The organism is Cupriavidus sp. D384, assembly GCF_001652915.1.
Taxonomy (GTDB): domain Bacteria; phylum Pseudomonadota; class Gammaproteobacteria; order Burkholderiales; family Burkholderiaceae; genus Cupriavidus.
In genome coordinates, this window is the sequence record NZ_BBQI01000050.1 from 1 (window position 1) to 26,249 (window position 26,249).

The 26,249-nt window shown below is 65.3% G+C and carries 20 protein-coding genes; 14 read left to right on the forward strand and 6 right to left on the reverse strand.

Going from position 1 to position 26,249, the window contains the following annotated elements; translation table 11 throughout:
* Window positions 1–336: 336 nt before the first annotated feature.
* The 6 genes from A9J21_RS30980 to A9J21_RS13335 all read left to right on the forward strand — a co-directional run bounded on the left by A9J21_RS30980 (window position 337) and on the right by A9J21_RS13335 (window position 7,630).
* A complete protein-coding gene (locus tag A9J21_RS30980; protein WP_082926409.1) occupies window positions 337–726 on the forward strand; it encodes a hypothetical protein in 390 nt (129 codons plus the stop codon).
* Window positions 716–970 carry a hypothetical protein gene (locus tag A9J21_RS31540; RefSeq protein WP_156545866.1) on the forward strand — a complete coding sequence of 85 codons (255 nt, stop codon included), beginning with the start codon at window positions 716–718 and terminating at the stop codon, window positions 968–970. The genes A9J21_RS30980 and A9J21_RS31540 overlap by 11 nt, the downstream gene beginning before the upstream one ends.
* A gap of 542 nt (window positions 971–1,512) precedes the next feature.
* Window positions 1,513–2,676, forward strand: a complete 1,164-nt coding sequence (locus A9J21_RS13320; RefSeq protein WP_066736300.1) for an efflux RND transporter periplasmic adaptor subunit — start codon at window positions 1,513–1,515, stop codon at window positions 2,674–2,676.
* A 26-nt stretch (window positions 2,677–2,702) separates the two neighbouring features.
* Complete coding sequence (locus A9J21_RS13325) at window positions 2,703–5,849, forward strand: efflux RND transporter permease subunit (RefSeq protein WP_066736301.1); 3,147 nt, start codon at window positions 2,703–2,705, stop codon at window positions 5,847–5,849.
* Window positions 5,846–7,327 carry an AdeC/AdeK/OprM family multidrug efflux complex outer membrane factor gene (gene adeC, locus A9J21_RS13330; RefSeq protein WP_066736306.1) on the forward strand — a complete coding sequence of 494 codons (1,482 nt, stop codon included), beginning with the start codon at window positions 5,846–5,848 and terminating at the stop codon, window positions 7,325–7,327. The genes A9J21_RS13325 and adeC overlap by 4 nt, the downstream gene beginning before the upstream one ends.
* Before the next feature lie 27 nt (window positions 7,328–7,354).
* A complete protein-coding gene (locus A9J21_RS13335; protein WP_066736307.1) occupies window positions 7,355–7,630 on the forward strand; it encodes a hypothetical protein in 276 nt (91 codons plus the stop codon).
* Here the strand turns inward: A9J21_RS13335 and rocF are convergent, their stop codons facing one another.
* Window positions 7,631–8,533: an arginase gene (gene rocF, locus A9J21_RS13340; RefSeq protein ID WP_066736308.1), complete on the reverse strand. Its 903-nt coding sequence runs from the start codon at window positions 8,531–8,533 to the stop codon at window positions 7,631–7,633.
* A gap of 292 nt (window positions 8,534–8,825) precedes the next feature.
* On the opposite strand from rocF, the gene A9J21_RS13345 reads away from it, so the two are divergent.
* Window positions 8,826–10,439 carry an MFS transporter gene (locus A9J21_RS13345; RefSeq protein WP_066736309.1) on the forward strand — a complete coding sequence of 538 codons (1,614 nt, stop codon included), beginning with the start codon at window positions 8,826–8,828 and terminating at the stop codon, window positions 10,437–10,439.
* Between the two features lie 24 nt (window positions 10,440–10,463).
* Window positions 10,464–10,919: a MarR family winged helix-turn-helix transcriptional regulator gene (locus A9J21_RS13350; RefSeq protein ID WP_066736310.1), complete on the forward strand. Its 456-nt coding sequence runs from the start codon at window positions 10,464–10,466 to the stop codon at window positions 10,917–10,919.
* 45 nt (window positions 10,920–10,964) lie between these two features.
* On the opposite strand, the gene A9J21_RS13355 is transcribed toward A9J21_RS13350, so the two are convergent.
* From A9J21_RS13355 to A9J21_RS13365, 3 genes are all read right to left on the reverse strand, one after another.
* Complete coding sequence (locus A9J21_RS13355; protein WP_231906921.1) at window positions 10,965–12,293, reverse strand: cobyrinate a,c-diamide synthase; 1,329 nt, start codon at window positions 12,291–12,293, stop codon at window positions 10,965–10,967.
* A gap of 104 nt (window positions 12,294–12,397) precedes the next feature.
* Complete coding sequence (locus tag A9J21_RS13360) at window positions 12,398–13,063, reverse strand: response regulator (protein ID WP_066736312.1); 666 nt, start codon at window positions 13,061–13,063, stop codon at window positions 12,398–12,400.
* Window positions 13,064–13,394: 331 nt separating this feature from the next.
* Window positions 13,395–14,351, reverse strand: a complete 957-nt coding sequence (locus A9J21_RS13365; protein WP_066736317.1) for a LysR family transcriptional regulator — start codon at window positions 14,349–14,351, stop codon at window positions 13,395–13,397.
* An 848-nt stretch (window positions 14,352–15,199) separates the two neighbouring features.
* Here A9J21_RS13365 and A9J21_RS31945 point away from each other — a divergent pair.
* From A9J21_RS31945 to A9J21_RS13385, 4 genes are all read left to right on the forward strand, one after another.
* Window positions 15,200–15,490: a transposase gene (locus tag A9J21_RS31945; protein ID WP_066736318.1), complete on the forward strand. Its 291-nt coding sequence runs from the start codon at window positions 15,200–15,202 to the stop codon at window positions 15,488–15,490.
* Window positions 15,483–15,929, forward strand: coding sequence for a hypothetical protein (locus A9J21_RS32320; protein ID WP_231906918.1), 447 nt, complete (start codon window positions 15,483–15,485; stop codon window positions 15,927–15,929). The genes A9J21_RS31945 and A9J21_RS32320 overlap by 8 nt, the downstream gene beginning before the upstream one ends.
* Window positions 15,930–16,009: 80 nt before the next feature.
* A complete protein-coding gene (locus tag A9J21_RS13380) occupies window positions 16,010–17,383 on the forward strand; it encodes a DUF3300 domain-containing protein (RefSeq protein ID WP_066736320.1) in 1,374 nt (457 codons plus the stop codon).
* 2 nt (window positions 17,384–17,385) lie between these two features.
* Window positions 17,386–18,261, forward strand: coding sequence for a DUF2950 family protein (locus A9J21_RS13385; protein WP_066736322.1), 876 nt, complete (start codon window positions 17,386–17,388; stop codon window positions 18,259–18,261).
* 64 nt (window positions 18,262–18,325) lie between these two features.
* On the opposite strand, the gene A9J21_RS13390 is transcribed toward A9J21_RS13385, so the two are convergent.
* On the reverse strand, window positions 18,326–18,979 hold the full coding sequence (locus A9J21_RS13390; RefSeq protein ID WP_231906919.1) for a Crp/Fnr family transcriptional regulator: 654 nt from the start codon (window positions 18,977–18,979) through the stop codon (window positions 18,326–18,328).
* A gap of 595 nt (window positions 18,980–19,574) precedes the next feature.
* On the opposite strand from A9J21_RS13390, the gene A9J21_RS13395 reads away from it, so the two are divergent.
* On the forward strand, window positions 19,575–20,423 hold the full coding sequence (locus A9J21_RS13395; protein ID WP_231906920.1) for a PHB depolymerase family esterase: 849 nt from the start codon (window positions 19,575–19,577) through the stop codon (window positions 20,421–20,423).
* Window positions 20,424–20,513: 90 nt separating this feature from the next.
* Here the strand turns inward: A9J21_RS13395 and A9J21_RS13400 are convergent, their stop codons facing one another.
* Entirely contained in the window at window positions 20,514–21,824 is a 1,311-nt protein-coding gene (locus A9J21_RS13400; RefSeq protein WP_066736326.1) for an MFS transporter, read from the reverse strand.
* Window positions 21,825–22,125: 301 nt separating this feature from the next.
* On the opposite strand from A9J21_RS13400, the gene A9J21_RS13405 reads away from it, so the two are divergent.
* Window positions 22,126–26,151, forward strand: coding sequence for a DUF748 domain-containing protein (locus A9J21_RS13405; protein ID WP_066736327.1), 4,026 nt, complete (start codon window positions 22,126–22,128; stop codon window positions 26,149–26,151).
* The last annotated feature ends 98 nt before the right edge of the window (window positions 26,152–26,249 follow it).

Consider the following 26,249-nt stretch of genomic DNA (forward strand, 5'->3'; position numbering starts at 1 on the left):
AGGCTCTTATACCCAGAACCCCCAAGCCCAAAAGCTTGGGGGTTTTGCTTTGGCGCGCATGAAATGCGATCGCGCGCTGGGATGCGGCGCAAGTACCAAAAATGACTGCCCCCCGTCATGTGAGCGGGCGCGAAGGCGTGGCCGCAGCGCGCCAGATCCCTTCGATGCAGCCCTTACCGGAGCCTTGTAAAAGCTCAAGGGCACATCCGCCTGATTTCCTTGTAATCCCCGTTATATGTGCCGATATCGGCGCAAAAATATCCGGCACGCCTTTCGCTCATGAGTGGCTACAGGGACAGCACGCCTGTTGTCCCACCGCTTTCCGGAGGTGAGGCCATGCCGATGATTCGACCCCGAAGTGTGATTGCAGCCGGGGCGCTTGCCCTGATTTCGATATCCGCTTTTGCGCAAATGACGCCGGGACCGCGCGATCCGTATACACAAGGCGGTGCGACCGCCAGCGGGACCTACGATCCTAATACCAGCGGTGCTCGCGCCGGCGACAAGTTCGACCCGTACAGCCAGGGCGCTGACAGCTCGACAAGACAAAACCTGGCGCCGCAGCCGCAGTCCTATCAATCGCCTGCGCCGTCTTATCAACCGGCGCCCGCTGCGGTCCAGCCGGATCTCGTTGGTGCGTCCGCCTATCGTGGTGACATGCGCTGGAATGGTCCGATGTTGGGCAGTCGACTCGGTCCGCGCAATCGATTCCTCGATGGCGCATAACGATCTTCGGACCCTGGAGAATCACCCGCCCCGCCAGCTGGCGGGGTTTTTTATTGAAGTAATCGACACCTCGTGGATGCCGATCACTGTTCCAATCACGCAAAACACTGTCCCGCAAACAGGCGAAGTCGTGGGGGCACTATTCGATTTCCAAGCAAATCTTTCGAATTCCCCCGGACAAATGGAGTATTTCACTTCATTACAGGCAATTTTCTGTCATCCTGATTTATCTTCCAGCTGGTAGCATATCGGCCAGCGACGGAAATAGGCAGCATGCTTATTGAACTGTTTGCCAGGCAGGCGGCTCAAATGCTGCATTGCGGTATGGGTGGCTCACCTTGGAGGAGGGAACTGCCGAAGCCGGGAAACCGGCGCAGATTGTGTGAAAGACGCCACAAGAAAAGTGAGCGTCTGCAGATATCGGTGAAAACGATTATTGTTGTCGATCGGCAAGACGATGCCCGCCCAGATCGGAGCACGGCCTTACGCACGCAACAGTAGTCCCGATAATCGAAGATTCGGGCAGGACATTTGAGAGTACGGGGAGCAGGACGGTCCAGACGGACGGTCCTGTGCCGGACGCGCGCGCGGCGTGGCCGGTGTTCAGTTTTCCTCCAGGCCGGCGAAGCCGGCGAAAGCAGGGGCCCATGGCGACAATCCGTTGAGCCGTTATCCGATACGTGCCTGGTGCAGGCACGCCAATTGCGTCCACGCGCGCCGTGGCGCCCGCCCGGCTTCGGCCGGGACCAAGAAGACCAATTCCGTTTCATCCTCGAGGAAATCGCTATGCAAGCAATGCGCGCCAGGCGTGCTTTGATTCCAGGCATGCTGGCTCTTGCCGTGACGGCCCTGACCGCCTGCGGCAAGAAGAACGAAGCCCCCGCGGCCCAGACGCCTGAAGTGAAAGTTGTCACGCTGAAGGACGAAACCGTCACGCTGGATACGTCCCTGCCCGGTCGCACCCTGCCGTACCGGATCGCCGAAGTTCGCCCGCAGGTCAACGGCATCATTCAGAAACGTCTGTTCGTCGAAGGCACGGACGTCAAGCAGGGTCAGCAGCTTTACCAGATCGACCCGTCCACCTACGAAGCCACCGCGAAGAGCGCCGAGGCCACGCTCGCGTCGTCGAAGCTGCTGGCCGAACGCTACGGCCGTCTGGTTGGCGACGAGGCGGTCAGCAAGCAGCAGTATGCCGAAGCCCAGGCTTCGTACCTGCAGTCAAAGGCGACGGTGGATCAGGCGCATATCAACCTGCGCTACACCCGTGTACTGGCACCGATTTCGGGCCGCATCAGCCGTTCGCTGGTCACCGAAGGTGCGCTGGTCACCAACGGCCAGGCCAACGCGCTTGCTACGATCCAGCAGCTTGACCCCATCTATGTGGATGTGACCCAGCCGTCGGCATCGATCCTGCGCCTGCGCAAGGAACTCGCCAATGGCCAGCTTCAGGGCGCCGGGTCCAATGCCGCCAAGGTGCTGCTGCAACTCGAGGATGGCAGCACCTACGCCGAAGCCGGCCGGCTGGAGTTCTCCGAAGTGGCCGTCGACCAGAGCACCGGATCGGTGACGCTGCGCGCCGTGTTCCCGAACCCGCGCAACGAACTGCTGCCTGGCATGTTCGTGCACGCCCGTCTGGCCGAAGGCGTGAGGCAATCGGCCATCCTGGCGCCGCAACGTGGCGTGACGCGTGACCTGAAGGGGCAGCCGACGTCGCTGGTGGTCAACGCCAACAACGAAGTGGAACTGCGCGTGCTCAAGACCGACCGCACTATCGGCACCAGCTGGCTTGTGACCGATGGGCTCAAGGCCGGCGACCGTGTCATCGTCGAAGGCCTGCAGTTCGTGCGGCCCGGTGCCAAGGTGAAGGCGACCGAAGCCAACGCGGCGCAAGCGGGCGCGACACCGGCCTCTGCCCCGGCCGCAGCTTCGGCGCCGGCCGCCAAGTCCTGATCGGGACCGACGCATAAGGATTTGCCATGTCTAATTTCTTTATCGAGCGGCCGATTTTTGCCTGGGTGATCGCGCTCGTGATCATGCTGGCCGGCGTGCTGTCGATACGCTCGCTACCGGTCACGCAGTACCCTGCCATCGCGCCGCCCACCATCGCCATCTCCGTGAACTACCCGGGCGCTTCGGCGCAGACCGTGCAGGATACGGTGGTGCAGGTGATCGAGCAGCAACTGAACGGCCTGGACCGGTTGCGCTACATCTCGTCGGAATCGAACTCCGACGGCAGCATGACCATCACGGCCACGTTCGAACAGGGCACCAACCCCGATATCGCGCAGGTGCAGGTCCAGAACAAGCTGGCCCTGGCGCAACCACTGCTGCCGCAGGAAGTGCAGCAGCAGGGCATCCGCGTGACCAAGTCGGTGCGTAACTTCCTGATCATCGTGGGCCTGATCTCGACCGATCCGGCCACCACGCGGGAAGACCTGTCGAACTACATCGTCTCGAACCTGCAGGACCCGATCTCGCGTACCTCGGGCGTGGGTGACTTCCAGGTGTTCGGCTCGCAATACGCGATGCGGATCTGGCTCGACCCGGCCAAGCTCAACAGCTTCCAGCTGGCGCCGCTCGATGTCAGCAACGCCATCAAGGCGCAGAACGTCCAGGTGGCTTCGGGCCAGCTGGGTGGCCTGCCTGCGGTGCGCGGGCAGCAGCTGAACGCCACGGTGATCGGCAAGACCCGTCTGCAGACCGCCGAGCAGTTTGGCGACATCCTGCTGAAGGTGAACCCGGACGGCTCGCAGGTGCGCCTGCGCGACGTGGCTGAAGTGGGTCTGGGCGGCCAGGATTACTCGATCAATGCCCAGTACAACGGCAAGCCTGCATCGGGTATCGCCATTCGTCTGGCATCGGGCGCCAACGCGCTCGAAACGGTCAAGAACATCCACAACACGCTGAACCAGCTGGAACCGTCGTTCCCGCCGGGCATCAAGGCGGTGTTCCCGTATGACACCACGCCGGTGATTGCCGACTCCATCCAGGAAGTGGTCAAGACGCTGCTCGAAGCCATCGTGCTGGTGTTCCTGGTGATGTACCTGTTCCTGCAGAATTTCCGCGCCACGCTGATCCCGACGATCGCGGTGCCGGTGGTGCTGCTGGGCACGTTCGGCGTGCTGGCTGCGTTCGGCTACTCCATCAACACCCTGACCATGTTCGGGATGGTGCTGGCTATCGGCCTGCTGGTGGATGATGCCATCGTGGTGGTGGAAAACGTCGAGCGGGTGATGTCCGAGGAGGGGCTGGGGCCGAAGGAGGCCGCCCGGAAATCGATGGGCCAGATCCAGGGCGCCCTGGTGGGCATCGCGCTGGTGCTGTCCGCCGTGTTCCTGCCGATGGCGTTCTTCGGCGGCTCCACAGGCGTCATCTATCGCCAGTTCTCGATCACGATCGTCTCCGCGATGGTGCTGTCGGTGCTGGTGGCGCTGATCCTGACGCCGGCTCTGTGCGCGACGATGCTCAAGCCGATCGAAAAGGGCGACCACGGCGAGCACAAGGCTGGCTTCTTCGGCTGGTTCAACCGGGGCTTCATCCGGTCCACGCAGAAGTACGAGCGTGGCGTGGTGGGCATCCTCAAGCGCCGCGCGCCGTTCCTGCTGGTCTACGTGCTGATCCTGCTGGCGATGGGCTTCCTGTTCACCCGGATCCCGACGTCGTTCCTGCCGGAAGAAGACCAGGGCGTGCTGTATGCCCAGGTGCAGACGCCGCCGGGGTCGTCGGCCGAGCGCACGCAGACCGTGCTGGACCAGATGCGCAACTACCTGCTCAATGACGAAGGCAAGATCGTTGAGTCGTTGTTCACGGTGAACGGCTTCAACTTTGCCGGCCGTGGCCAGAGTTCGGGTCTTGCGTTCATCCTGCTCAAGCCGTTCAAGGAACGCGAGGGCGATGCCACGAGCGTGTTCGACCTGACCAAGCGCGCGCAGGCCAAGTTCAGCACGTTCCGCGACTCGCTGGCCTTTGCCTTTGCACCGCCCGCGGTGCAGGAGCTTGGCAATGCCACCGGCTTCGACTTCTACATGCAGGACCAGGCCGGCCTGGGCCACGAGGCACTGATGGAAGCGCGCAACAAGTTCCTGGCGCTGGCCGCCAAGAACCCGGCGCTGCAGCGCGTGCGTCCGAACGGCCTGAACGACGAGCCACAGTACGTGCTCGACATCGATGACGAACGTGCCCGCGCGCTGGGTATCTCGCTGAGCGACATCAACAGCACGGTGTCGATCGCGTGGGGCTCCAGCTACGTGAACGACTTCATCGACCGCGGCCGCGTCAAGCGCGTGTATCTGCAGGGCCGTCCCAACGCGCGGATGAACCCCGAGGATCTGAACAAGTGGTTCGTGCGCAACGACAAGGGCGACATGGTGCCGTTCTCGGCGTTCGCCACCGGAAAGTGGGGCTATGGCTCGCCGAAGCTGCAGCGCTACAACGGTGTGCCGGCCGTGGAAATCCTGGGCGAGCCGGCTGCCGGCAAGAGTTCGGGCGAGGCCATGGCGGCGGTCGAGGACATCATGAAGCAGATGCCGCAGGGCATTGCGTACTCGTGGACCGGCCTGTCGTACGAAGAGCGCCTGTCCGGTGCGCAGGCGCCGGCGCTCTATGCGCTGTCGCTACTGGTGGTGTTCCTGTGTCTGGCCGCGCTGTATGAAAGCTGGGCGATTCCGTTCTCGGTGATGCTGGTGGTGCCGCTGGGCGTGATCGGCGCGCTGATGGCGACGCTGGCGCGCGGGCTGTCGAACGACGTGTTCTTCCAGGTGGGCCTGCTCACCACGGTGGGCCTGTCGGCGAAGAACGCGATCCTGATCGTCGAATTCGCCAAGGACCTGCATGACCACGGCAAGGGCGTGGTCGAGGCGGCGGTCGAGGCCTGCCGCATGCGTCTGCGTCCGATCATCATGACGTCGCTGGCGTTCATGCTTGGCGTGTTCCCGCTGGCGGTGTCGCAAGGCGCCGGCGCGGGTAGCCAGCACGCCATCGGTACCGGCGTGATCGGCGGCATGATTACCGCCACGGTGCTGGCAATCTTCTGGGTGCCGCTGTTCTTCGTGGTGGTCACGTCGATCAAGGAGCGGCGCCGCAAATCCGGACCGTCCTCCCAGGAAACGGGAGCCCAAGCATGAGAAAGACGCTACTTTGCCTGTCCGCCGTGGCGGCCCTTGCCGGTTGCAGCCTGATCCCGTCGTATGAACGGCCGGCTGCGCCGGTTGACGCGGCCTATCCGCAGGGCGACGCCTACGCAACCTCGGGCGGCGATGCACAGGTGGCCGCCGCAGCGGAACTGGGCTGGCGCGACTATTTTGCCGATCCGCGCCTGCACCGGCTGATCCAGGTCGCGCTGGACAACAACCGCGACCTGCGCGTGGCCGCGCTCAATGTCGACGCGTACCGGGCGCAGTACCGCATCCAGCGCGCCGACCTGTTCCCCGAAGTAGGGGCGACCGGCCAGGGCACCCGCCAGCGCGTGCCGGCCGATCTTTCGAGTACGGGTCAGCGCGTGATCAGCAGCCAGTACGGCGTGTCGCTGGGCACCACGGCATGGGAGATCGACCTGTTCGGGCGCCTGCGCAGTCTCAGCGAAGCGGCGCTGGAGCAGTATTTCTCCAGCGAGGAAGCGCGCCGCAGCACGCAGATCGCGCTGGTGGCCAGCGTAGCCAACGCCTATCTGACGCAGCTTGCGGATGAAGCGAACCTGCAGGTCACGCGCGACACGCTGGGCGCGTATGAACGCACGTACAACCTGACGCGGCGCAGCTTCGAGGAAGGCATTGCATCGCGCCTGGACCTGCGCCAGTCGCAGACGCAGGTCGAGAACGCGCGTGCGCAGCTGTCGCGCTATACGCGCCTGGTCGCACAGGACGTCAATGCGCTGACGCTGCTGCTTGGCGCCGGCATCCCGGCCGACCTGCCCGCAGGCCTGCCGCTGGACCAGAAGCTTGTTGCGGAAGTGCCCGCCGGCATGCCGTCGGACCTGCTGCAATACCGCCCCGACATCCTGTCGGCCGAGCACCGCCTGAAATCGGCCAACGCCGACATCGGTGCGGCGCGCGCGGCGTTCTTCCCGCGCATCACGCTGACGGCGTCGGGTGGCACGGCCAGCCGGCAATTGTCGGGCCTGTTCGATGCGGGATCGGGCACGTGGCTGTTCTCGCCGCAGATCACGCTGCCGATCTTCACGGCCGGCAGCCTGCGCGCGAGCCTGGATTACGCGAAGATCCAGAAGGACATCAACGTCGCCACGTATGAACGCACCGTGCAGTCCGCGTTCCGCGAGGTGTCCGATGGCCTGGCCGCACGCGGTACGTACACCGACCAGGTCGCGGCACAGACGCGGCTGGTGGAAGCCAGCTCCGACTACTACCGTCTTGCGGAAGGACGCTATCGCACCGGTGTCGACAGCTACCTGACCGTGCTCGATGCGCAGCGCCAGCTGTTCACGGCGCGCCAGGCGCTGATCGAGGCCCGCCTGAACCAGCTGACCAGCGAGGTCAACCTGTACAAGGCGCTGGGTGGCGGCCTGAACGAGGCGACCGGTGCGGCGGCACCCGATGCCGGCACCACCACGGGCAGCACGTCGAACGGCAGCAAGTCGGCGTCCTGACCCCGTCCCGCGGCATGGTCCGCAGGCATGAAGGAGGCAGCTTACGGGCTGCCTCTTTTTTTTGCCGCGCGGGCCGCACGCTGCGCAGGCAAGGCGTTGCCGGACTTCCGCAGCGGCTACTGCAACGACATCGTCGAGCTGCTGTTTTTCGTGCTGATGACGCTGGGCGGTGACCAGGCGGTGCGCGCCACCTGTGTGGCGGAGGAATGGGGGTATGACCGCGATTCGGGCGGCCAGGCTGGTGGCAATCCATTCGGCTATCCGGCTCCCGCCGCCGCACCGGCACCAGGCGTGCGCCAGTAACTACAGCGTCGACTTGCCGAACAGGCTCTCGAGCAGTTCCACCACCAGTTCGGCGGTCTGGTTATGCACGTCGCGCGCCGGGTTCAGTTCGAGCACGTCGAGCGAACCGAGCGCCCCGGTGTCCTCGATCATTTCCAGGGCCAGGTGCGCCTCGCGGTAGGTGGGGCCGCCACGCACCGGGGTGCCCACGCCGGGCGCGATCTGGCTGTCGAGGAAATCGACGTCGAAGCTGACATGCAGGTGGGTATTGCCATCGATGCCGGACAATGCCTGCTCCATCGTCTGGCGCATGCCGTTTTCGTCGATATAGCGCATGTCGTAGACCGTGAGCCCCAGTTGACGCAAACGCAGCTTTTCTTCGGCATCGACGCTGCGGATGCCAATCTGGCGGATCTGCTGCGCCGACATTGCCGGCGTAACCCCGCTGAGGGCCGTCAACGGTGCCGGGCCGTCGCCGCACAGGCAGGCCACGGGCATGCCGTGGATATTGCCAGTGGGGCTGGTGCTGCCGGTGTTGGCATCGGCGTGGGCGTCCAGCCACAGCACCATCAGCCGCTTGCCCTGTTCGCGGCAATGGCGGGCGGCCGCGCTGACCGAGCCGATCGCCAGGCAATGATCGCCCCCCATCAGCAGTGGCATATGACCAGCGGCCAGCGTGGCGTAGGCGGTCTCGAACACCTGCTCGTTCCAGGACAGCACCTCCTGAAGATGCCGCATGCCGTCGACCGGTGCCTGCCACGGGTTGCCGGGTCCGCTCAGGTTGCCCAGGTCGCGCACCTGCAGTCCGTTGCGCGCCAGGGCACCGGCGATGTCGGCCACGCGCAGCGCGTCGGGGCCCATCGAAGCGCCGCGAATGCTGGCGCCGACATCAGTGGGTGCGCCGATCAATGTGACTGGCTTCATGCAATCTCCCGGGGGCTGGATGATGCGAATGATGCGTCGTGGTGCTTCCTGTTCAGGCCTGCGCGTGCCGCAGCGGTTCCCGCTTGTGCAGGAAACGGGTCAGATGGGGGAAGGTCATCGTCGTGTTTCCTTTGGCGCACCTGTGGCAGCCATCTGCAAGCCTGCTGCCGCCAATCATCGCACCGATCCGAAAAGCCCATCGCAGGAGCGCCAAAAATCTTCTGCGGAACCAATTTGGCCGCCCTATAATCGGAAGATCATTGATCGCACAATTATTGATCGGGCAACAGAAATGGCATCGGATTCGGGTCACGTGCAGGGTGAGGCGCAGTTGGGCAGCAAAGGGCAGGTGTTGCCATTCCGTGAGTCGCTGCTGGCAATGCTAGGTATCGCCTTTGTCGTGATGCTCGTGGCGCTGGACCAGACTGTGGTATCCACGGCGTTGCCAACGGTCGTGGCGGAATTGCAGGGGTTCGAGTATTACGCATGGGTTGCCACGGCGTATCTGCTGACATCGGTGGTCACCGTGCCAATCTTCGGCCGGCTCGGCGATTACTACGGGCGCAAGCCATTCGTGCTGGCATCGATCGTTGTATTCCTGGTGGCTTCGGTGCTGTGCGGCATGGCGTCGAGCATGCCCTACCTGGTGGCGGCGCGTGCCCTGCAGGGGATTGGCGGCGGCATGCTGGTGGGCACGGCGTTCGCCTGCGTTCCCGACCTGTTTCCCGACTCGCATGTCCGCCTGCGCTGGCAGGTCATTCTGAGTACGGCCTTCGGACTGGCCAACGCGCTGGGGCCGTCGCTGGGCGGCCTGCTGACCGAGTGGTATGGCTGGCGCGCGGTGTTCTATATCAATGTGCCGGTGGGGCTGCTGGGTCTGATCATTGCCTGGCGCTATCTGCCGCATCTGCGCCAGCAACGGCCTGGCGGAGCGGTTCGCATCGACTGGCTGGGCGCACTGTTGATCGCGGCCGGGCTGGGCAGCCTGCAACTGTCGGTGGAATGGCTGCCTGAGCGCGGCTTCGATATCGTGACCATCGGCCTGATGGTGCTGTCATGTGCTTCGTTCGTTGCGTTGTGGCAATGGTCGCGCCGCTGTGAGGCGCCGATCCTGCCACTCGACATGTTCCGTAATCCGGCGCTGGCGCCATTGTTCCTGCTTGGTGTGCTGGGCGGCTTTGCGATGTTTGCGCTGTTGCTGTACGCGCCGCTCCTGTTCCAGGGCGGATTTGGCTACTCGCCCAAGGAGGCGGGCCTGCTGGTCACGCCGCTGGTGGTCTGCATTACGGTTGGCAGCATCGTCAATGGCCGTATCATTACGCGCATTCCGCAGCCCAACAGCATGCTGTACGCCGGGTTTGCCATGCTGGCGCTCGCGCTGCTGGGGTTGTCGCAGGCTACGCGCAGCATGCATCACAATGTGCTGCTCTCCATCATGCTGTGCGCAGGTCTGGGGCTGGGCTTCGTGCTGCCGAACCTGACCGTATTCGCCCAGCAGACGGCGGGACGCTCCCATCTGGGCATTGCCACCGCAATGTTGCAGTCGCTGCGCATGGTTGGGGGGATGGTCGGCACGGCGCTGGTGGGCACGCTGGTGACGCGCAGCTATACCGCAGGGGTCACGGCGTCGCTGGCATCTGCCAATGCATCGGACTGGGCGTCCAGGATGACCGACCCGCAGATCCTGATCGACAAGGCTGCCCAAGTGGAATTGCTGACCCATCTGCAAAAGGCAGGGCACAATGGAGCCCTGCTGCTGGAGCAGGCACGGGTGTCGCTGGTAAGCGCCATCCATCTGGGCCTGCTGCTGGCGGCCGTTGCGGCGCTGATCGGCATATGGCGGGTGCGCCGCGTACCGCCGATCAGGCTGGCGCGGGTGCATGAACCCGCGATGGCCGCGGACTGATATCTGCCAACTGGAGACTGGATTTTGGAACTGGAGCGACAAAGCCTGGCCGTGCTGCAACAGTTCGGACGCACGTACCGCGCATACGCCGCCGCGTTCGAACAGCGCATCGGGCATCCGTTGCCGCGCTGGCGCATTCTGTTTGCCCTGTACGGGCACGAAGGCCCGATCGCGCAAAAGCCGTTGGCCGACCGCGTGGGCATGGACCCCGGCGCCCTGACGCGCCAACTCAAGGCCCTGCAGGAACTGGGCTGGATCGAGCGCTCCACCAGCGAGCGCGACAACCGCATGACCAACGTGACGCTGACCGACCTCGGCCGCGGCATCGTCGATCAGGCCATGCCGCGCCGTTCGGCTTTCCTGCAGGATATTCTTGCGGACGTGTCGGAAACGACGATGCACAACCTGTCGAAGGGGCTGGCCCAGCTGGAAGCCGGTATCGCCGACGCCGTGGCCCGCACCGAGCGCGACGCCGCCTGACCGGCCCGGCGGCCACCCGGCGCCGCGGCTATCGAATGCCCGTCATCACGCCCCCAGCACCGCCGCAATCGCGGCGGGATTCGACGGGAAATAGAAATGGACATACGACGCGGTGAGGTTGCCGGCCTGGTACACCGCTTCGCCCGTGCCGCCATCGCGTGGCGACACGGCCCTGGCCGCCGGCGTCAACGTCGTTGCCGCGCTCGAATAGTGGAACGTGTGGCCGCGCAGCACTTCGCCTGTCTCGGGTAGCGTAACCGCCTGGTGACCAATCGCCGCAAGCCTGCGTTGCATCGTCACCGTTCCCGGCAGCAGGCCGGCCATGGCATGGCTGACGCCTTCCTTGTCGACCAGGTGCTCGAACAGCGCCATCATCCCACCGCATTCCGCCAGCATCGGCACGCCCCGCGCGTGCGCGTCGCGCAGGGCTGCGTGCATCGCCGTATTGGCCGCCAGCGCTGCGCCATGCAGCTCGGGATATCCGCCCGGCAGCCACACGGCGTCGCATGGCGGCAAGGCGTGGTCGCGCAGCGGCGAAAACCATGCGATGTGCGCGCCGAGCGCGGTCAGCGTTTCGAGATTGGCGGGATAGATGAAGCGGAAGGCCTCGTCGCGCGCAATGGCAATCCGCCGGCCCTCCAGCAGCCTTGGCGGTGACGGGCTGGCCGCCGGGGCAAACGTCACGGGCTCCGGCAGGTGCGCCAGTGGCAACGCGGCCAGCGCGTCGGCCAGCGTGTCGAGCCGGGTCATGAGATCGGGCAATTCGTCGGCACTGAACAGTCCAAGATGCCGTTCCGGCAGGCTGGCCGAAGCGTCACGCGCCAGCGCGCCGGCACACGCGATACCCGGCGGCACGCTCTCGCGCAGCATCTGGGCATGACGGGCCGTGCCAACGCCGTTGGCCAGTACGTGCATCGCCCGGAACGGCGCGCCATAGTGCGCCAGGCCATAGGCCAGCGCGCCAAACGTCTGCGCCATGGCGCCCGCCTGGATCACGGCCAGCACAGGCAGGCCGAACAGGCGCGCCACATCGGCGCTGCTTGGCGTGCCATCGTGCAGGCCCATCACGCCTTCCACCAGGATCAGGTCTGCCTGGGCCGCCGCGTCGGCCAGACGCGTCCGGGCGTCGGCTTCCCCTGTCATCCAGAGATCGATCGACTGCACCGGCGCGCCGCTTGCCGCCGCCAGCAGCGTCGGGTCCAGAAAATCGGGCCCGGTCTTGAAGACCCGCACGCGCCGGCCCTGGCGTGCGTGCAGCCGCGCCAGCGCCGCGGTGACGGTGGTCTTGCCCTGACCCGATGCCGGTGCGGCGATCATCAGGGCCGGAACCGTGCGTGTCGGGGGGGCAGGAGAAGATGGGGATGGCGGCAACATGGACGTGGAAGGCGCGGCGGGCATGCCCGCGCGCGGCAGGAGATTCGGCTGGGCCGGAGGGCGCGGCCGCGGGAGTGGCTGATTATAGCGAGCAGCATCCATGGTCAGTACCCTTGTGGCAGCACCATGCCCTGCAGGGCCGCGCATTCGAACAGCTCGCGGTCGTTGCTGACGCCGAGCTTGTGCATCGCGCAGTTTTTCTGCCTGCTGATGGTCTTGACGCTGCGGCACAGCGTGGCGGCAATCTCGGTCACCGTGCGCCCGGTCAGGTACAGGCGCAGGACTTCCGTTTCCCGTGCCGACAGCCGCTGCATGCCTTCGCGGCCAATGGGCATCATGGGACGCACTTCGGTGGGTGCCAGCGCCCGCAAGGCCGACTTGCCGATATACGTAAAGCCCCGCTGCGCGCGCGCGATGGCCGTCACGATCTCGGACAGCTGGCTGTCCTTGAGTATCAAGCCTTGCACGCGGACATCGAGAATCGTGCGCAGCACCAGCGGGTTGGTGATCATTGTCAGCACCACCACGGACATGGCCGGGTACCGGCGGCGCAGCGCCGTGATCAGGCGCACGCCATCCAGCTCGGCAGGGCCGGGCATGTGATAGTCGGTGACCACGACATCGGGTCGCAGGATATCGGCCTGCTGCAGCAACTCGGTGGCACTGATCACTTCCCCGCAGACTTCCCAGCCGGTCTGCGTCTGTAACCTGGCCCGGATCGCCGCCGTAATGACGGGGTGGTCGTCGGCCAGCAAAATCCTCAACGTCATCCATCGACTCCTGTCCTGTACACATGTCTCTTCAGCGTTCGGCTTCGCGCTGGCGTCAAAATTGCGCTGCACGCGGGCGTGGCGTACGGCGCAAACACGCATCTTCTGCGCGCACCCGGCGTTGCGGATCGAATGGGAGAGAATCCGCAATACTGCGATGCCCGGCGAGGTTAATGCCCGCGGGCGCAGATGGGAGTAAGAGGATTCGCAAAATGCACGAAAGAGTCGTGCGATTGCGCAGGGGAAATGTACAAGGCCCCGCGATGTCGCCATCGGGGGCCTGTCAGCCGATAAGTTTTCTGTGATGCGTCGTGTCTGCCGGACGCCGGGCTCAGGCTATCGCGGCCAGTGCGGGTGCGTGGTGCTGTGCGTGGCGGCGGCCGTCGATGGCCTTGAGCGGATCGCGCAGGATCGATGCGCCCACGTCCATGATGTCACGCAGCGCCGTGCGGTCCTGCGCTCGCTGGGGGGTCCAGAAATGCAGTGCTGCCCAGGCGGGGAAGGCTGCCGGCGGTGCCAGGAGCCGGGTCTTGCGGTCGCGCGTGACCAGCGGTACGTTGAAGTCAAGGACCGGGCAGATGCCGCCGGCCGAATGCAGCAGCGTAATCTGCGTATGCCACGACGGCACCACCGTCTCGCGATGCCCCGGCGTATTGGCGCGTCGCGCCAGGAACGCATGCAGCGGGCTGCCGCTTTCGCAATCCTCCTGCAGCAGGATCCAGTCGGTTTCGGCTTCGTCGTTCGTGCCGCCGCGCGTGGCGCTCACCAGGCGCCGGGGCGTGGCGAGGATACTATGCGGCGTCACGTTGTCCGGCACCTGGCCGCCATCCACCACGAACGCGCAATCGAGCGCGCCGGCATCGAGACTGTCGCCTAGCGCGGCATCGGCGATGACCGGACGCGTGACGAAGCTGTCGTGCGGAAAGCGTTCGCAAAGGGTGGTGAGGATTTCCGTGATGACCGGATCGCCGATCGACGATGAAAATCCGATCGAAATGCGCCGGCCATTGCCAGCCGCCTGGGCCGCCTGGTCTTGCGGCTGCACCAGCAGGCTCCAGCGCGCCAGGATCTGCCGGGCCGTCTGTTCGAGCCGCACGGCATGCGGCGTTGGCTCAAGCGTGCCGTTGCGCTTGACGAACAGCGCATCGCCCGTGATCTCTCGCAGGCGGGCCAGGCTGTAGGCCACGGTTGGAATGCGTCCCTGGGTGCAAGCTGCTACCGCGCCAAGGTCGCGGTACTCCATGAGCAGGACGAACACATGCAATAGCTTGGTACTGACGTGCCGCATACTGACTTCTCCCGATCCGAGACTTCTATTTTTTTGTTGTGGCGAAGCGTTGCAACTTCGTGACTGCGAGACCTGTCGTTGCCGGTCCTGACACCACGCAACGCCTGCGACCAATACAGCATGAAACAACAAGGGGCGGGGAACGAAAAACATGTACGCCCGGGCAACGCAACCCGCGTCTTTGCACGCGGGCACATCCACGAATGCCGCGCTTCTTCGACGATGCGTCGAAGGCATGTGCGGTACGGCAGTGGCTCCTCTTCCTCAGGCCCGGACCCGGCAGTCGCCATCATCACCGTGACGGTGAAGGGGCTGCCGGACGCCTGTCTGCGAACGCCGGGGAGGCGTGCCTTGCAGGCGTTTGAAATTTAGTTGATGCGAAGAAATCTTAATACAACATTTTGGAAAGTACTAGAACCGCGTTTGATGTCATGTTTGTCATCGCACGCGCAAAGGTGCTTTGTTCATACATACATACAAGGCGGAAACCCGCATGGTACGGACGATGCAGGGTGAAAGACCGTGCGCGGCATTCACGAAACGCTATCGCGCGGGGCACCATAAAAGTGTTTCAACTGGATGTTCGGGCATGAATTCGGCATCGGAATATTCCAAGTTGGAAAAACAAAATTTAATGGCATTGGCAATGCATGCCCCATATGGGGGGCGAGTCCGCATGGGGCTGCCGCCGCCAGGATCGTCGACCCTGTCGATGGACTGATTCATTTTGCTTAACTCGTACGGCGAAGACACTGAATTCCTTTTGCGCAGGGGCTGCGCTAACTTACCGGCATGAACGGCAGGCCGTTGCGCCCGCCGCGCGGGGGAGGCCACGAGCGGAGGCATCGGTGAACAGACGCTATTCGGAGGAGCAGATCCGCATGTACCTCGCCGAGGCCGCGAATGGCGTGCCCGTGCGGGAACTGTGCGCGCGCTATGGCTTCAGCGATGCCTCGTTCTATGGATGGCGCGCGAGGTACGGGCCGCCAAGGCATGCCGATGCCGCTGACGTACGGCGCATGCGGCAGCTTGAGGAAGAAAATGTGCGCCTGAAGAGTATGCTTGCGGATGCGCTGCTGCAACTGGAGCTGCTGCGCAACCGTACCGGCAGGCGGGGCACTGGCAAGGTGGATGCATGACACCGCAGCGGCCACGCAAGCCGGAAGCTGTCGCAAGGCAACGATCGCGTTGCCGTTGAATTCTGGAGTTTTTCTGGTGAGAAAGGTTTTGGCAGCCATTGCTGCAGCAGTATGCGTGGTCCCGTTCACCGCCTATGGGCAGGCGGCGCCCTCGACGGACCCGTCCACGCCGATGATTGCTCCGCTGCCGCCGCGCATGCTCGATCCCGCCACGTCTGTCGTGGATGATCCGGGCGCCTCGTCCGGCACATCGCAGCGGGAGCATTGCCGCCAGTTGCTCGACAAGATCAATGCATTGCCCGCCGGGCCGCAGTGGTCGCAGGGGCAGTCGAGTGTCACCACGGCGGATGGGCGCAACTATTCCACGCTCGAACGGGCGCCCGAACGCAAACGCCTGGAAGAAGCCTACCGGCAGGAGTGCGCGCAGGCCCGCAAGTAAGTCATCGACATCGGGCAACGGCCCGGGCCAGCGGTGGCAGGCAGGTGTAGCGGTCCTTTTTCGTCATTGAGGGAGTGATCATGTTGCGCATGCGACAAATCCTTGCCTGGCTGCTCGGGCTGACCCTGCTGGCTGCGGCTGGCAGTGCGTTGGCCCAGGCCAGGCTCGACAAGCCACATCTCGACCAGTTGCTGGCGCCCGTGGCGCTATATCCCGATGCACTGCTGTCGCAGGTGCTGATGGCGTCGACGTATCCCGCCGACGTGGCTGCCGCCGCGCAGTGGTCGAAGTCGAATCCGAGCCTGTCGGGAGATGCCGCCACCAAGGCGGTGACCGGCGAGCAGTGGGATCCAAGCGTGCAGTCGCTGGTGGCGTTCCCATCGGTCATGGACATGATGGGGCGCCAGCCGCAGTGGGTGCAGTCCGTCGGCGATGCGTTCCTCGCGCAGCCCGACGACGTCATGGATTCGGTGCAGCGGCTGCGCGTGCAGGCCCAGCAGGCCGGCACGCTGAAGACCACCGAGCAACAGAAGGTGGTGACGCAGCAAAGCGGCGGTACGACGATCGTGCAGATCGAACCGGCCAACCCGCAGGTGGTGTACGTGCCTGCGTACAACCCCACCGTGGTCTACGGCACCTGGCCGTACCCTGCCTATCCACCCGCCTACTATCCCCCGCCGCCGGGGTCGGTGTTCGCGACGTCGCTGGTTGCCGGTATCGGCTTCGGGCTGGGCGTGGCGGCCGTGAATTCGATGTGGGGCGGGTTCAACTGGGGCGCGCATGACGTCAACATCAACGTCAATCGCTACAACAATATCAACGTGAACCAGCGGCTCGACGCCAACCGCGCGAACGTGAACTGGCAGCACAACCCCGCCAACCGCGGCAACGTGCCGTACAACAATCCCAATGTCGCCAACCGGTTCGATTCGCAGCGGCAGCAGGCGCTGGCAAATCGTACCCAGCCGGGGCAGGCCGGTGGGCAGCGGCTGGGGCAAGGCGGCGGAGGCGTACAGAATCCTCAACGGCCCGGGCAGGCCGGCGGCGCGCAAAGCCAGCGCGATGCCGCACGCGACCGCGCCGCGCAGTCGTTCCAGGGCCGCACCGGCCAGTCGATCGCGGGACATGGCTCGCCGGGTGTCAACCGCCAGGGCGGCGGGCAGAATCCGCGCCCGGCCGGGGCCGACCGCCAGCACGCCGACCAGGCGGAAGCGCGCAACCGGGCGCGTGACAGCAATCATGCCAACGCCTTCCACGATGCCGGCAATGGCGACCGCATGCGCCAGCAGACCCAACGCGGCGGCAGCGGGCTGCAGCACGCGGGAGGTCAGGCAACGCAGCGGTCGATGCCGGAACGCGGGGGCGGCTTCCACGGCGGCGGAAACGCGGGTGGCGCGCATTTCGGCGGCGGAGGCGGTGCTGGCGGCGGTCATTTCGGTCACGGTCGGAGGTAACGATGAAGCTCAACCAGGGAACTGGCGGAAACGCACGCGGTTGGAAGTCGTTGCGCGCGCTGGCCATGGCCGTGTTGGCGGCCGCGTCGATCGCGGCGCCGGCCATGGCGATGGCGCAGCAGGTATTCCCCTCGCCCGAGGCAGCGATGGATGCATTGGGCGATGGCGTGGCGCGTAGCGACACCGACGCGCTCAAGCGCGTGCTGGGCGCGCAGTACCTGCGCATCGTGCCGCCGCGTCTGGACCAGCAGGACATCTACGACTTCCTCGGCGCGTGGGCCAGCCACCATGCCATTCGCAAGGACGGCGAGAACTTGGCCAGCGTGGAGGTTGGAGGCAGCGGATGGACTTTTCCGGTACCGCTCGTGAAGCGCAAGGCGGGATGGCAGTTCGACCTGACCGCGGGCGAGCGTGAAGTCCGGGTTCGCCGGATCGGCCGCAACGAGATTGTGGCGATGGACACGCTGCTGCAACTGGCGGATGCGCAGCAGCGCTATGCCGAGCAGGTTGGCAAGGGCGCCTATGCCGGGCAGCTGGTCAGCACGCCAGGCAAGACGAATGGTCTGTACTGGCCGTCGGCGTCGAAGGAAAACGATAGTCCGCTGGGTCCGGACGCCCTGGCGATGGGCCCTGAGACGCCGCCCGATGAAGCCTTCTTCGGCTATCGGTACCGTGTGATCGCGCCGCCGAAGGGCAGCGATGCCAAGTTTGCGTTTATCGCATGGCCGGCGCGCTATGCCGAATCGGGCGTGCATACGTTCATGCTCGACAGCGAGCGCCGCTTCTACGAGCGCGACCTGGGCAAGGGTACGGCGTCGCGGGCCGGGGCCATCCGGACCTTCGCGCCCGAGGGGTGGGACCAGGTGGCAAAGCAGTAGCCGGAAGCCGAGACCGGGCCGAGATCTCTCTGCTCGGTCGGTCGGGGCGCCAGGAACGGGACGCTCAGTCGCCCGGGCCGCGCAGCGCGATGCGCTCCGGGTCCGCGTGGACTTCGGCCAGCCCGTCGGGATCGACGATCCGCAGCATGCGGTGCCGCACCGTGATCAATCCCACCGAGCGGAAACGCGACAGCAGTCGCGACACCGTTTCCAGTGTCAGGCCAAGGTAGCTGGCGATATCGTTGCGGGTCATCGCCAGCGTCAATTCGCCGTCGGTGATGCCGCGGCGCGCCTGTTCGGCCGCCAGGTCCAGCAGCAGCATCGCCAGCCGCTGGGACGCCTTCATCGACCCGATGGCAACCAGCAGTTCGGCCTGCCGGCTAGCCTGCCGCCGCAAATTGCCCTGGATGGCGGGGCGCAAGCCCGGGTCAGCCAGGCTGCCATGGACGGATTCAATGGGGATCGAACAGCATTCGGTGTCTTGCAGCGCGACGGCGCTCGCACTATGGGTGGCGGGCTCGTTCGCTTCCAGGCCGCATACGTCGCCGCACTGGAAGAAGCCGCTTACCTGACGCCATCCCAGGTGGGATTCGTAGACCTGCTTGATCCCGCCGGATCGAACGGGATAGACCGCCAGCGTGGGGCGGCCCTGCGCATAGAGCACATCGCCGGCACGCAGGCGTACGCGGCCGGGAGCCAGTGGCGCGCTTGCGCGCAAAGCGCTATCGCCACCGGCATGGCGACATGCCTGGCGGAATGGGCACAACGTGCAGGAGGGGGCGCTTGCGCCGTGACGGTCGAAAGGCATCGCCGCGCGGATCGATCCACTGGATTCTTATGCTGCCCAGTATAAATGCCCCTAAATGACATGTATTTGCCGTCGTTCTGCATTCTTTCGTCGGCATGACGTAAGTTTTTTCGAACCGGCTCCCGCGTTCGGGTGAGGGAGGTCCTGCAAGGAAATCTTTGTTTCCAAAATTCATGTTGCATCTTGCAGACAATGACGGTAATTCATCACGTCGCGTGTGTTATGCTGCGTCGCACAAATACAGGAGGGGACTCGTTCCTAGTTGAGCAGGAGTCTTCATATGGCCAAAAGCCTGTCTCCGGCCTGGGATGCACAGTGGCGACAAATCGGTCACTCGCAATACCGGGCCGCGAAGCAAATTCGTTCCTGGCTGGGGCGCCTTGGTACGGCGCAGCCGGCCGCACAGCGACTGCGATATCCCGCGGCGGATGAGCCTGCGCCGGCCGATCTGCCCGGTGCGTGGCAATCCCACAAGCTGGGCCTGGAACCGCTGCCAGGCGAGTTGGTGCCGCAGCTGTCCTATCGTCTCTATATTCCGTCTGGCGCCAAGGGCGCGTTGCCGCTGGTGGTGATGCTGCACGGCTGCCAGCAAACACCCGAAGACCTGGCCGCCGGTACGCGCATGAACGCGCTGGCCGAGCGCGAAGGGTTCATGGTGGCCTATCCGCAGCAGCCATTGCGCCGTTCGGTACACCGCTGCTGGCAGTGGTTCGATCTCGGCGATGGCGTGGGCGGGCGCGAGGCGCAGGCCGTAGCCATGCTGATCGATGAACTGGCGAGCCGGCCCGACGTACGCCCCGGCGAGGTCTATCTGGCGGGCTTGTCCGCCGGGGCGGCCATGGCGGCCGTGGTGGCGCTGCGCTACCCCGAGAAGGTGGCGGCCGTGGGTTTGCACTCGGGCGTGGTGATCGGTGCGGCCGGAAATCCGGGCGCCGGGCTGAAGGCGATGCGCCATGGCACCGAACTGGAACCGGCTTTGCTGCTCGATGCCGCCGGCGTGACGCCCGGTGGCCCCGAGATGCCGGCCATCGTCGTGCATGGCATGACCGATGATGCCGTGAATCCGGTCAACGGCCGCCTGCTGGCACGCCAGTTCCTGACCTACAACGGGCTGAGCGAACGCGCCGGCAAGCGTCTCGATTGCGCCAACGACGCCGGGCCGCTGGAGACGGGCGACTATCGTGAAGCGCGCTTCGGCCGCTGGAATCGCGATCTGGTACGGCTGGTGGAAGTGGCTGGCCTGGATCACGCCTGGAGCGGTGGTGACGCCAGCGTGCAGTACCACAGCGAGATCGGCCCCGACGCGAGCTGGATGATGTGGCAGTTTTTCCGGCAGCATCGCAGGGCGGCATGACGCGGCGGCCACCGGAATGAAAAAAGGGGAAGGCTTCTGGCCTTCCCCTTTTTTTGTCCGGGCGCGCCGGAGAACGCCGCAAGCGTTACATCAGGCTTCGCGCTTGCGCACGAACAGCGCGGTGATGATGCCCATGATGCAGACACCGACCACATAGTGTGCCGGGGCCAGCTTGTCCGTCTTCAGCATCAGCGAGACGATCACCGGGGTCAGGCCGCCGAAAATCGCGTACGAGACGTTGTACGAGAAAGACAGGCCCGAGAACCGCACCTGCGCCGGGAACGCATGCACCAGCACGTACGGCACGGCGCCGATCGTGCCGACGAAGAAGCCGGCCAGCGCATACAGCGGCAGCAGCAGGTCAGGGCGCGTGCCGATCGTGGTGTACAGCAGGTAGGCCGTGGCTGCCAGCAGCGCACCGCCGATGGTCAGCGTCAGGCGGGCGCCGATGCGGTCGGCCAGCACGCCGGCCACCACGCAGCCGATCGACAGGAACAGCGTGGCCGCACTGTTGGCAATCAGCGCCGTGCGGGCGTCGAAACCGAACAGCGTCTGCAGGTAGGTGGGGGTCAGCAGGATCACCACCACGATGCCGGCCGACAGCATCCACGTCAGCAGCACCGAGATCACCACGGCGCCGCGATGGTCGCGCACCACGGCCTTCAGCGGCATTTCGGCGGCCAGCGCCTTGCGCTGCTGCAGTTCCGCGAACACCGGCGTCTCGTGCAGCCAGCGGCGCAGGTACATCGAACCCACGCCGAAGATGCCGCCCAGCACGAACGGCACACGCCAGCCATGGGCCAGCAGTTCCTGCGGGTCGAAGATCGCGTTGATGCTGGTAGCCACCAGCGAGCCCAGCAGGATGCCTGCCGTCAGGCCCGCCGTCAGCGTGCCGCAGGCGTAGCCGATGTGGCGCTTGGGCACGTGTTCGGACACGAATACCCAGGCACCCGGCACTTCGCCACCCACGGCGGCGCCTTGCAGGATGCGCAGCACCAGCAGCAGCATCGGGGCCATCAGGCCGATGGTCGCATAGGTGGGCAGCAGGCCCATCAGCAGCGTCGGCACCGACATCAGCAGGATCGACAGCGTGAACATCTTCTTGCGGCCCAGCAGGTCGCCGAAGTGGGCCATGATGATGCCGCCCAGCGGACGCGCCAGGTAACCGGCCGCGAAAATGCCGAAGGTCTGCAGCAGGCGCAGCCAGTCCGGCACCGAAGCCGGAAAGAACAGCTGGCCAATTACCTTGGCGAAGAAAACAAAAATGATGAAATCGTAGAACTCAAGCGCACCGCCCAGTGCAGCGAGGGCAAGCGTCTTGTAATCCTGGCCGGTCAGCGGGCGGGCGGCGTGGCCGCCTTGCGCGCCCAGTGCCCCGGCAGTACTGCTGGAGGTCGACATGAAAAGACTCGCATGGATACATTCACATGCGAAGCGCGCAACACGGATGACGTGGAGGGAGACGGCCGAGGGATGACGACACGAACTTGGCGAACCGGGGCCGGCGGGTAAGCAGGCGGGCACGACGGGACGCTTCGCAAAGGCGTAAAGATACCAGATCGACGTGTTTCATCTCCGATTTTCATCAGATTGAATACTAAATCGTCCTTTGCGCTGCCATAATCCGTCTCCATAATGCAAAAGCAAGTGAAATCCGGGGCACAAAGCGCCAAATGCGCGGGGTCATATTTTCTGGGGTGACATGGCTTTCAAGGATTCCATCCAGGCTGCGACAGGGGCGGCCATGGCGACGCCGCGCCGGCGCGTGGCAGTGCGCGTCGCGGGCGGTGTGGTGGCTGCGCTGGCCGTTTTCGGGCTGGCCGGCTATTTCGGCGGGCCGCCGCTGATCAAATACCTGGTAGAAAAGAACGCCACCGAGGCGCTGGGCCGCAAGGTCACGTTGGGCGCAGCGCAAGTCCGGCCTTTCGAACTGGCCGCGACGCTGAACGACCTGACCATTTTCGAACCCGATGGCAAGACGCCCATGCTGACGCTGGGCGAGGTCGAGGCCAATACGTCGGCCGCGTCGATCTGGCGTCTGGCGCCCGTGGTCGATTTCCTCCATGTGGACCGGCTTAACGTGCATGTGGTGCGCAATGCCGACGGCCGCATGAGTTTCGCCGATATCCAGGAGCGCTTTGCCGCGCAGCCGCCCAAGCCGGCCGACAGCAAGCCGGCGCGGTTCTCGGTCAGCAATATCGCCGTATCCAACAGCAGCTTTGTCTATGACGACAAGCTGCTCGATACCGTACAGCGCGTGGAGAACTTCACGCTGACGCTGCCGTTCCTGTCGAACCTGCCACACGATGTGACGATCAATACACGTCCGTCGCTGTTTGCCAAGATCAATGGCACGCCGCTGGCGCTGGATGGCACGTCGCAGCCGTTTTCCGACAGCCACCAGACCGATCTCAACGTCAATCTGGACGGGCTGGAGGTGGCGAAGTACATGGCGTTCGCGCCAAAACTCAAGGATGCGCAGGTCAAGGGCGGGCTCCTCGATACCCGCCTGAAGGTCGGCTTCCGGCAGGAAAAGGACAAGCAGGACCTGTATGTGTCCGGCACGATCGCACTGCGCGAAGCCGACGTCCAGACGCATGCCGGCGCGCCGATCGTCAAGGCGGGCCGCCTGGCCGTCGACCTGAACCGCGTGGAGCCGCTGGCGCATACCGCGCACGTCAAGAGCATCGAACTTGAAGGATTCGACCTGCAGGCGCTGCGCCGCCAGGACGGTACGCTGAACCTGGCGAGCGCCTTCCTGCCTGAAGGCGCGCCAGCGCCGAACGCCGCTGCGCAGGCACCGGCCAGGACGGCAGCGCCTGCTTCGCCCGCGGCGGCCGCATCGCCTGCCGCGGCAGCCTCTGCCTCCGCGCCTGCAGCGGCAGGCGTGCAGGCGCCGTCCAAGGCCGAAGAGGTGCCATGGTCGTATGCCGTCGACCGCGTGACGGTGAAGGAGGCCCGGCTCGGGTTTGTCGACGAACTGGCGCCGTCCGGCCCCGGAAAGCTCGATATCGGCCCGGTCAACATCGATATCGCCAACCTGGCCAGCACCGGCGAGAAGCCGGCGAAGCTCGATGCCAACATCACGATTGCCAATGGTCAGACTGTCAAGCACACCGGCGAACTGGGCCTGAAGCAGGGCACGCTGACGGGTACGCTGGAAACGGCGGGCCTGCGGCCGCAGGGCTTTTCGGCGTGGTGGCCGCGTGCGCTGCACAGCCAGTTCGGCGAGACCGCCGTCAATGCCGAACTGCATTACACGATGGCTTGGACGCAGCCGGTATTCCAGTTCACGCTGCAGAAATCGAGGATCGAGCTTTCGCCGGTCTATGTGGCCACGCGCGATCCGGTAAAGGTGGCGGCGGCTTCGTCGGCGTCGTCGGGCACATCGGCCGCCGCCAATGACGGCGACGACGATGCCCGGGCCGCGCCGGCCAGGCGCGGCGCCCGGGCGGCGCGTAACGTGCGCACGTCCCGCGTGGCGGACGCTGAAGGTGCCAACCTGCCGCTGATCAACGCCGACAAGCTGATCCTGGACGATATCCAGCTGGATCTCGCCAGGCAGACCTTCGAGGCCGGGCAGGTGGCGCTGGTGAAGCCGCGCTTCGCGGCCACGCGTGATCGCCGCGGCCAGCTGCTGGAATCGGCGCAGATCTGGGCGACCGAGTCCGCCGAACAGAAGGCAGCGGCGCAGAAGACCGCCGCCAGGCCCGTGCCGCAGGCCCAGCCCAACGGCGATGCGGCTGCGCCTGGCTGGAAGGTGCGTGTTGGCAAGGTGGCCGTGGATGGCGGCGAGGCACGGCTGGCGGACTATGCGCCGGCCGAAGCGAATCGGGGCCGGCCGGTGATCCACCAGTTCCGCAATATCGGGCTGAGCACCGGCACCATCACCTGGCCGCTGTCGCCGGGGGCGCTGCCGATGAAGCTGCACGCGGAAAGCGGCCGCAAGGGCGTCATGAACATCGACGGGCAGGTCATGCCGACCGGGCCCGCCGCGCAACTGCAGCTGGACCTGCGCGATCTCGACATGGCGCCGCTCCAGCCGTACATGGCCGACCGCTTCAACGCCGCGCTGCGCAGCGGCACCATGACGGTCAAGGGCAAGGTGGCCTACGATGCGCCGGCCGGCAAGCCGATCGCCGTGCGCTTCAACGGCAATGCGTTTGCCGGCAACGTGCGTACCGTCGACCGCATTACCGGCGACGACTTCCTGCGCTGGCGCGCGCTGGCGATCAATGGCATCGATTTCAACATGGACGATGCCAAGGGGCCGCTGCAGGTGGGCGTCAGCAATGTGGCGCTGAACGACTTCTATGCACGCGTGATCCTCAATGCCAACGGCCGGCTGAACCTGCAGGACGTGATGGCCGGTGGCGCGGAGAAGGGCGAGGCCGCCCCGTCGACGAGCCTGACGCAGGCCAGTCCGGCATCGGCGCCGGAGGCAAACCCTGCCCCGCAGGCTGCCGCCGCTGCGCCCGCCAGGGAAGCTGCTGGCCCGAAGCCCCAGATCCGCCTGGGTGGCGTGACGATCAACAAGGGCAACATCAATTTCTCGGACTTCTTCGTCAAGCCCAACTACTCGGCCAACCTGACCGACATGAAGGGTTCGGTGTCCAAGGTGTCGTCGGCAGATCCCACGCCGGCCGACCTGGTACTTGATGGTAGGCTCGACGACGATGCGCCGGTCAGCATCAGCGGCAAGCTCAATCCGCTGGGCGAGCAGCTCTACCTGGACATCGCGGCCAAGGCTGCCGGCGTGGAGCTGACGCGTCTGACGCCGTACGCAGCCAAGTACGCGGGCTACCCGATCACCAAGGGCAAGCTGACCGTCGATGTGGCGTACAAGATCGAGAACGGCAAGCTGGACGCGAAGAACCACCTGTACCTGGACCAGCTCACGTTTGGCGACAAGGTGGATAGCCCCGATGCCGTCAAGCTGCCGGTGCTGCTGGCCGTGTCGCTGCTCAAGGACCGCAACGGCGTCATCGACATCAATTTGCCGGTATCGGGATCGCTGTCGGACCCGGAGTTCAGCATTGGCGGCGTGATCATGCGCGTGATCGTGAACCTGCTGACGAAGGCGATCACGTCGCCGTTCTCGCTGATCGCATCGGCATTTGGCGGTGGCGGCGAGGAGCTTGGCTATATCGAATTCGCGCCGGGGTCGTCGACGCTGACCGATGACGCGCGCAAGAAGATCGAGACCGTGGGCAAGGCGCTCAATGATCGCCCGTCGCTGCGGCTGGAAATCAGCGGGCGTATCGACCCGGCTACCGACGCCGATGGCGCGCGCCGCGTCTGGCTGGACCAGCGCGTGGCCGAGGCCAAGCAGCGCGACCTGCGCCGTTCGGCCCAGGCTGGCGCCCAGGCCGAAGAGGGCGAGGGCGGCGACCAGGGCGCCCGGGTGACCGTGTCGAAGCAGGAGTACCCCAAGTACCTCGAAGCGGTGTACAAGCGCGAGTCGTTCAAGAAGCCCAAGAACTTCATCGGCCTCAACAAGTCGCTGCCGCCGGGCGAGATGGAAAAGCTGCTGCTGGAGAATGCACCCGTCACCGATGCCGAACTGCGTGCGCTGGCGGACCAGCGTGCGCTGGCGGTCAAGCAGTCGCTGGAGCGTGACGGCAAGGTGCCCGACGCGAAGCTGTTCCTGACGGCGCCCAAGCTGACCGCCGAGGGCATCAAGGACAAGGGCACGCCGAACCGCGTCGACTTTTCGATCCGGCAGTAGGTGTTGCCCGGGCATGCCGCCGGCCGCGGCGTTTGAACGGAAGCTTCGAACGCCGCGCCGGGGGGCAGCATCGAAACCGCGTATCATTCGCCCCGGAC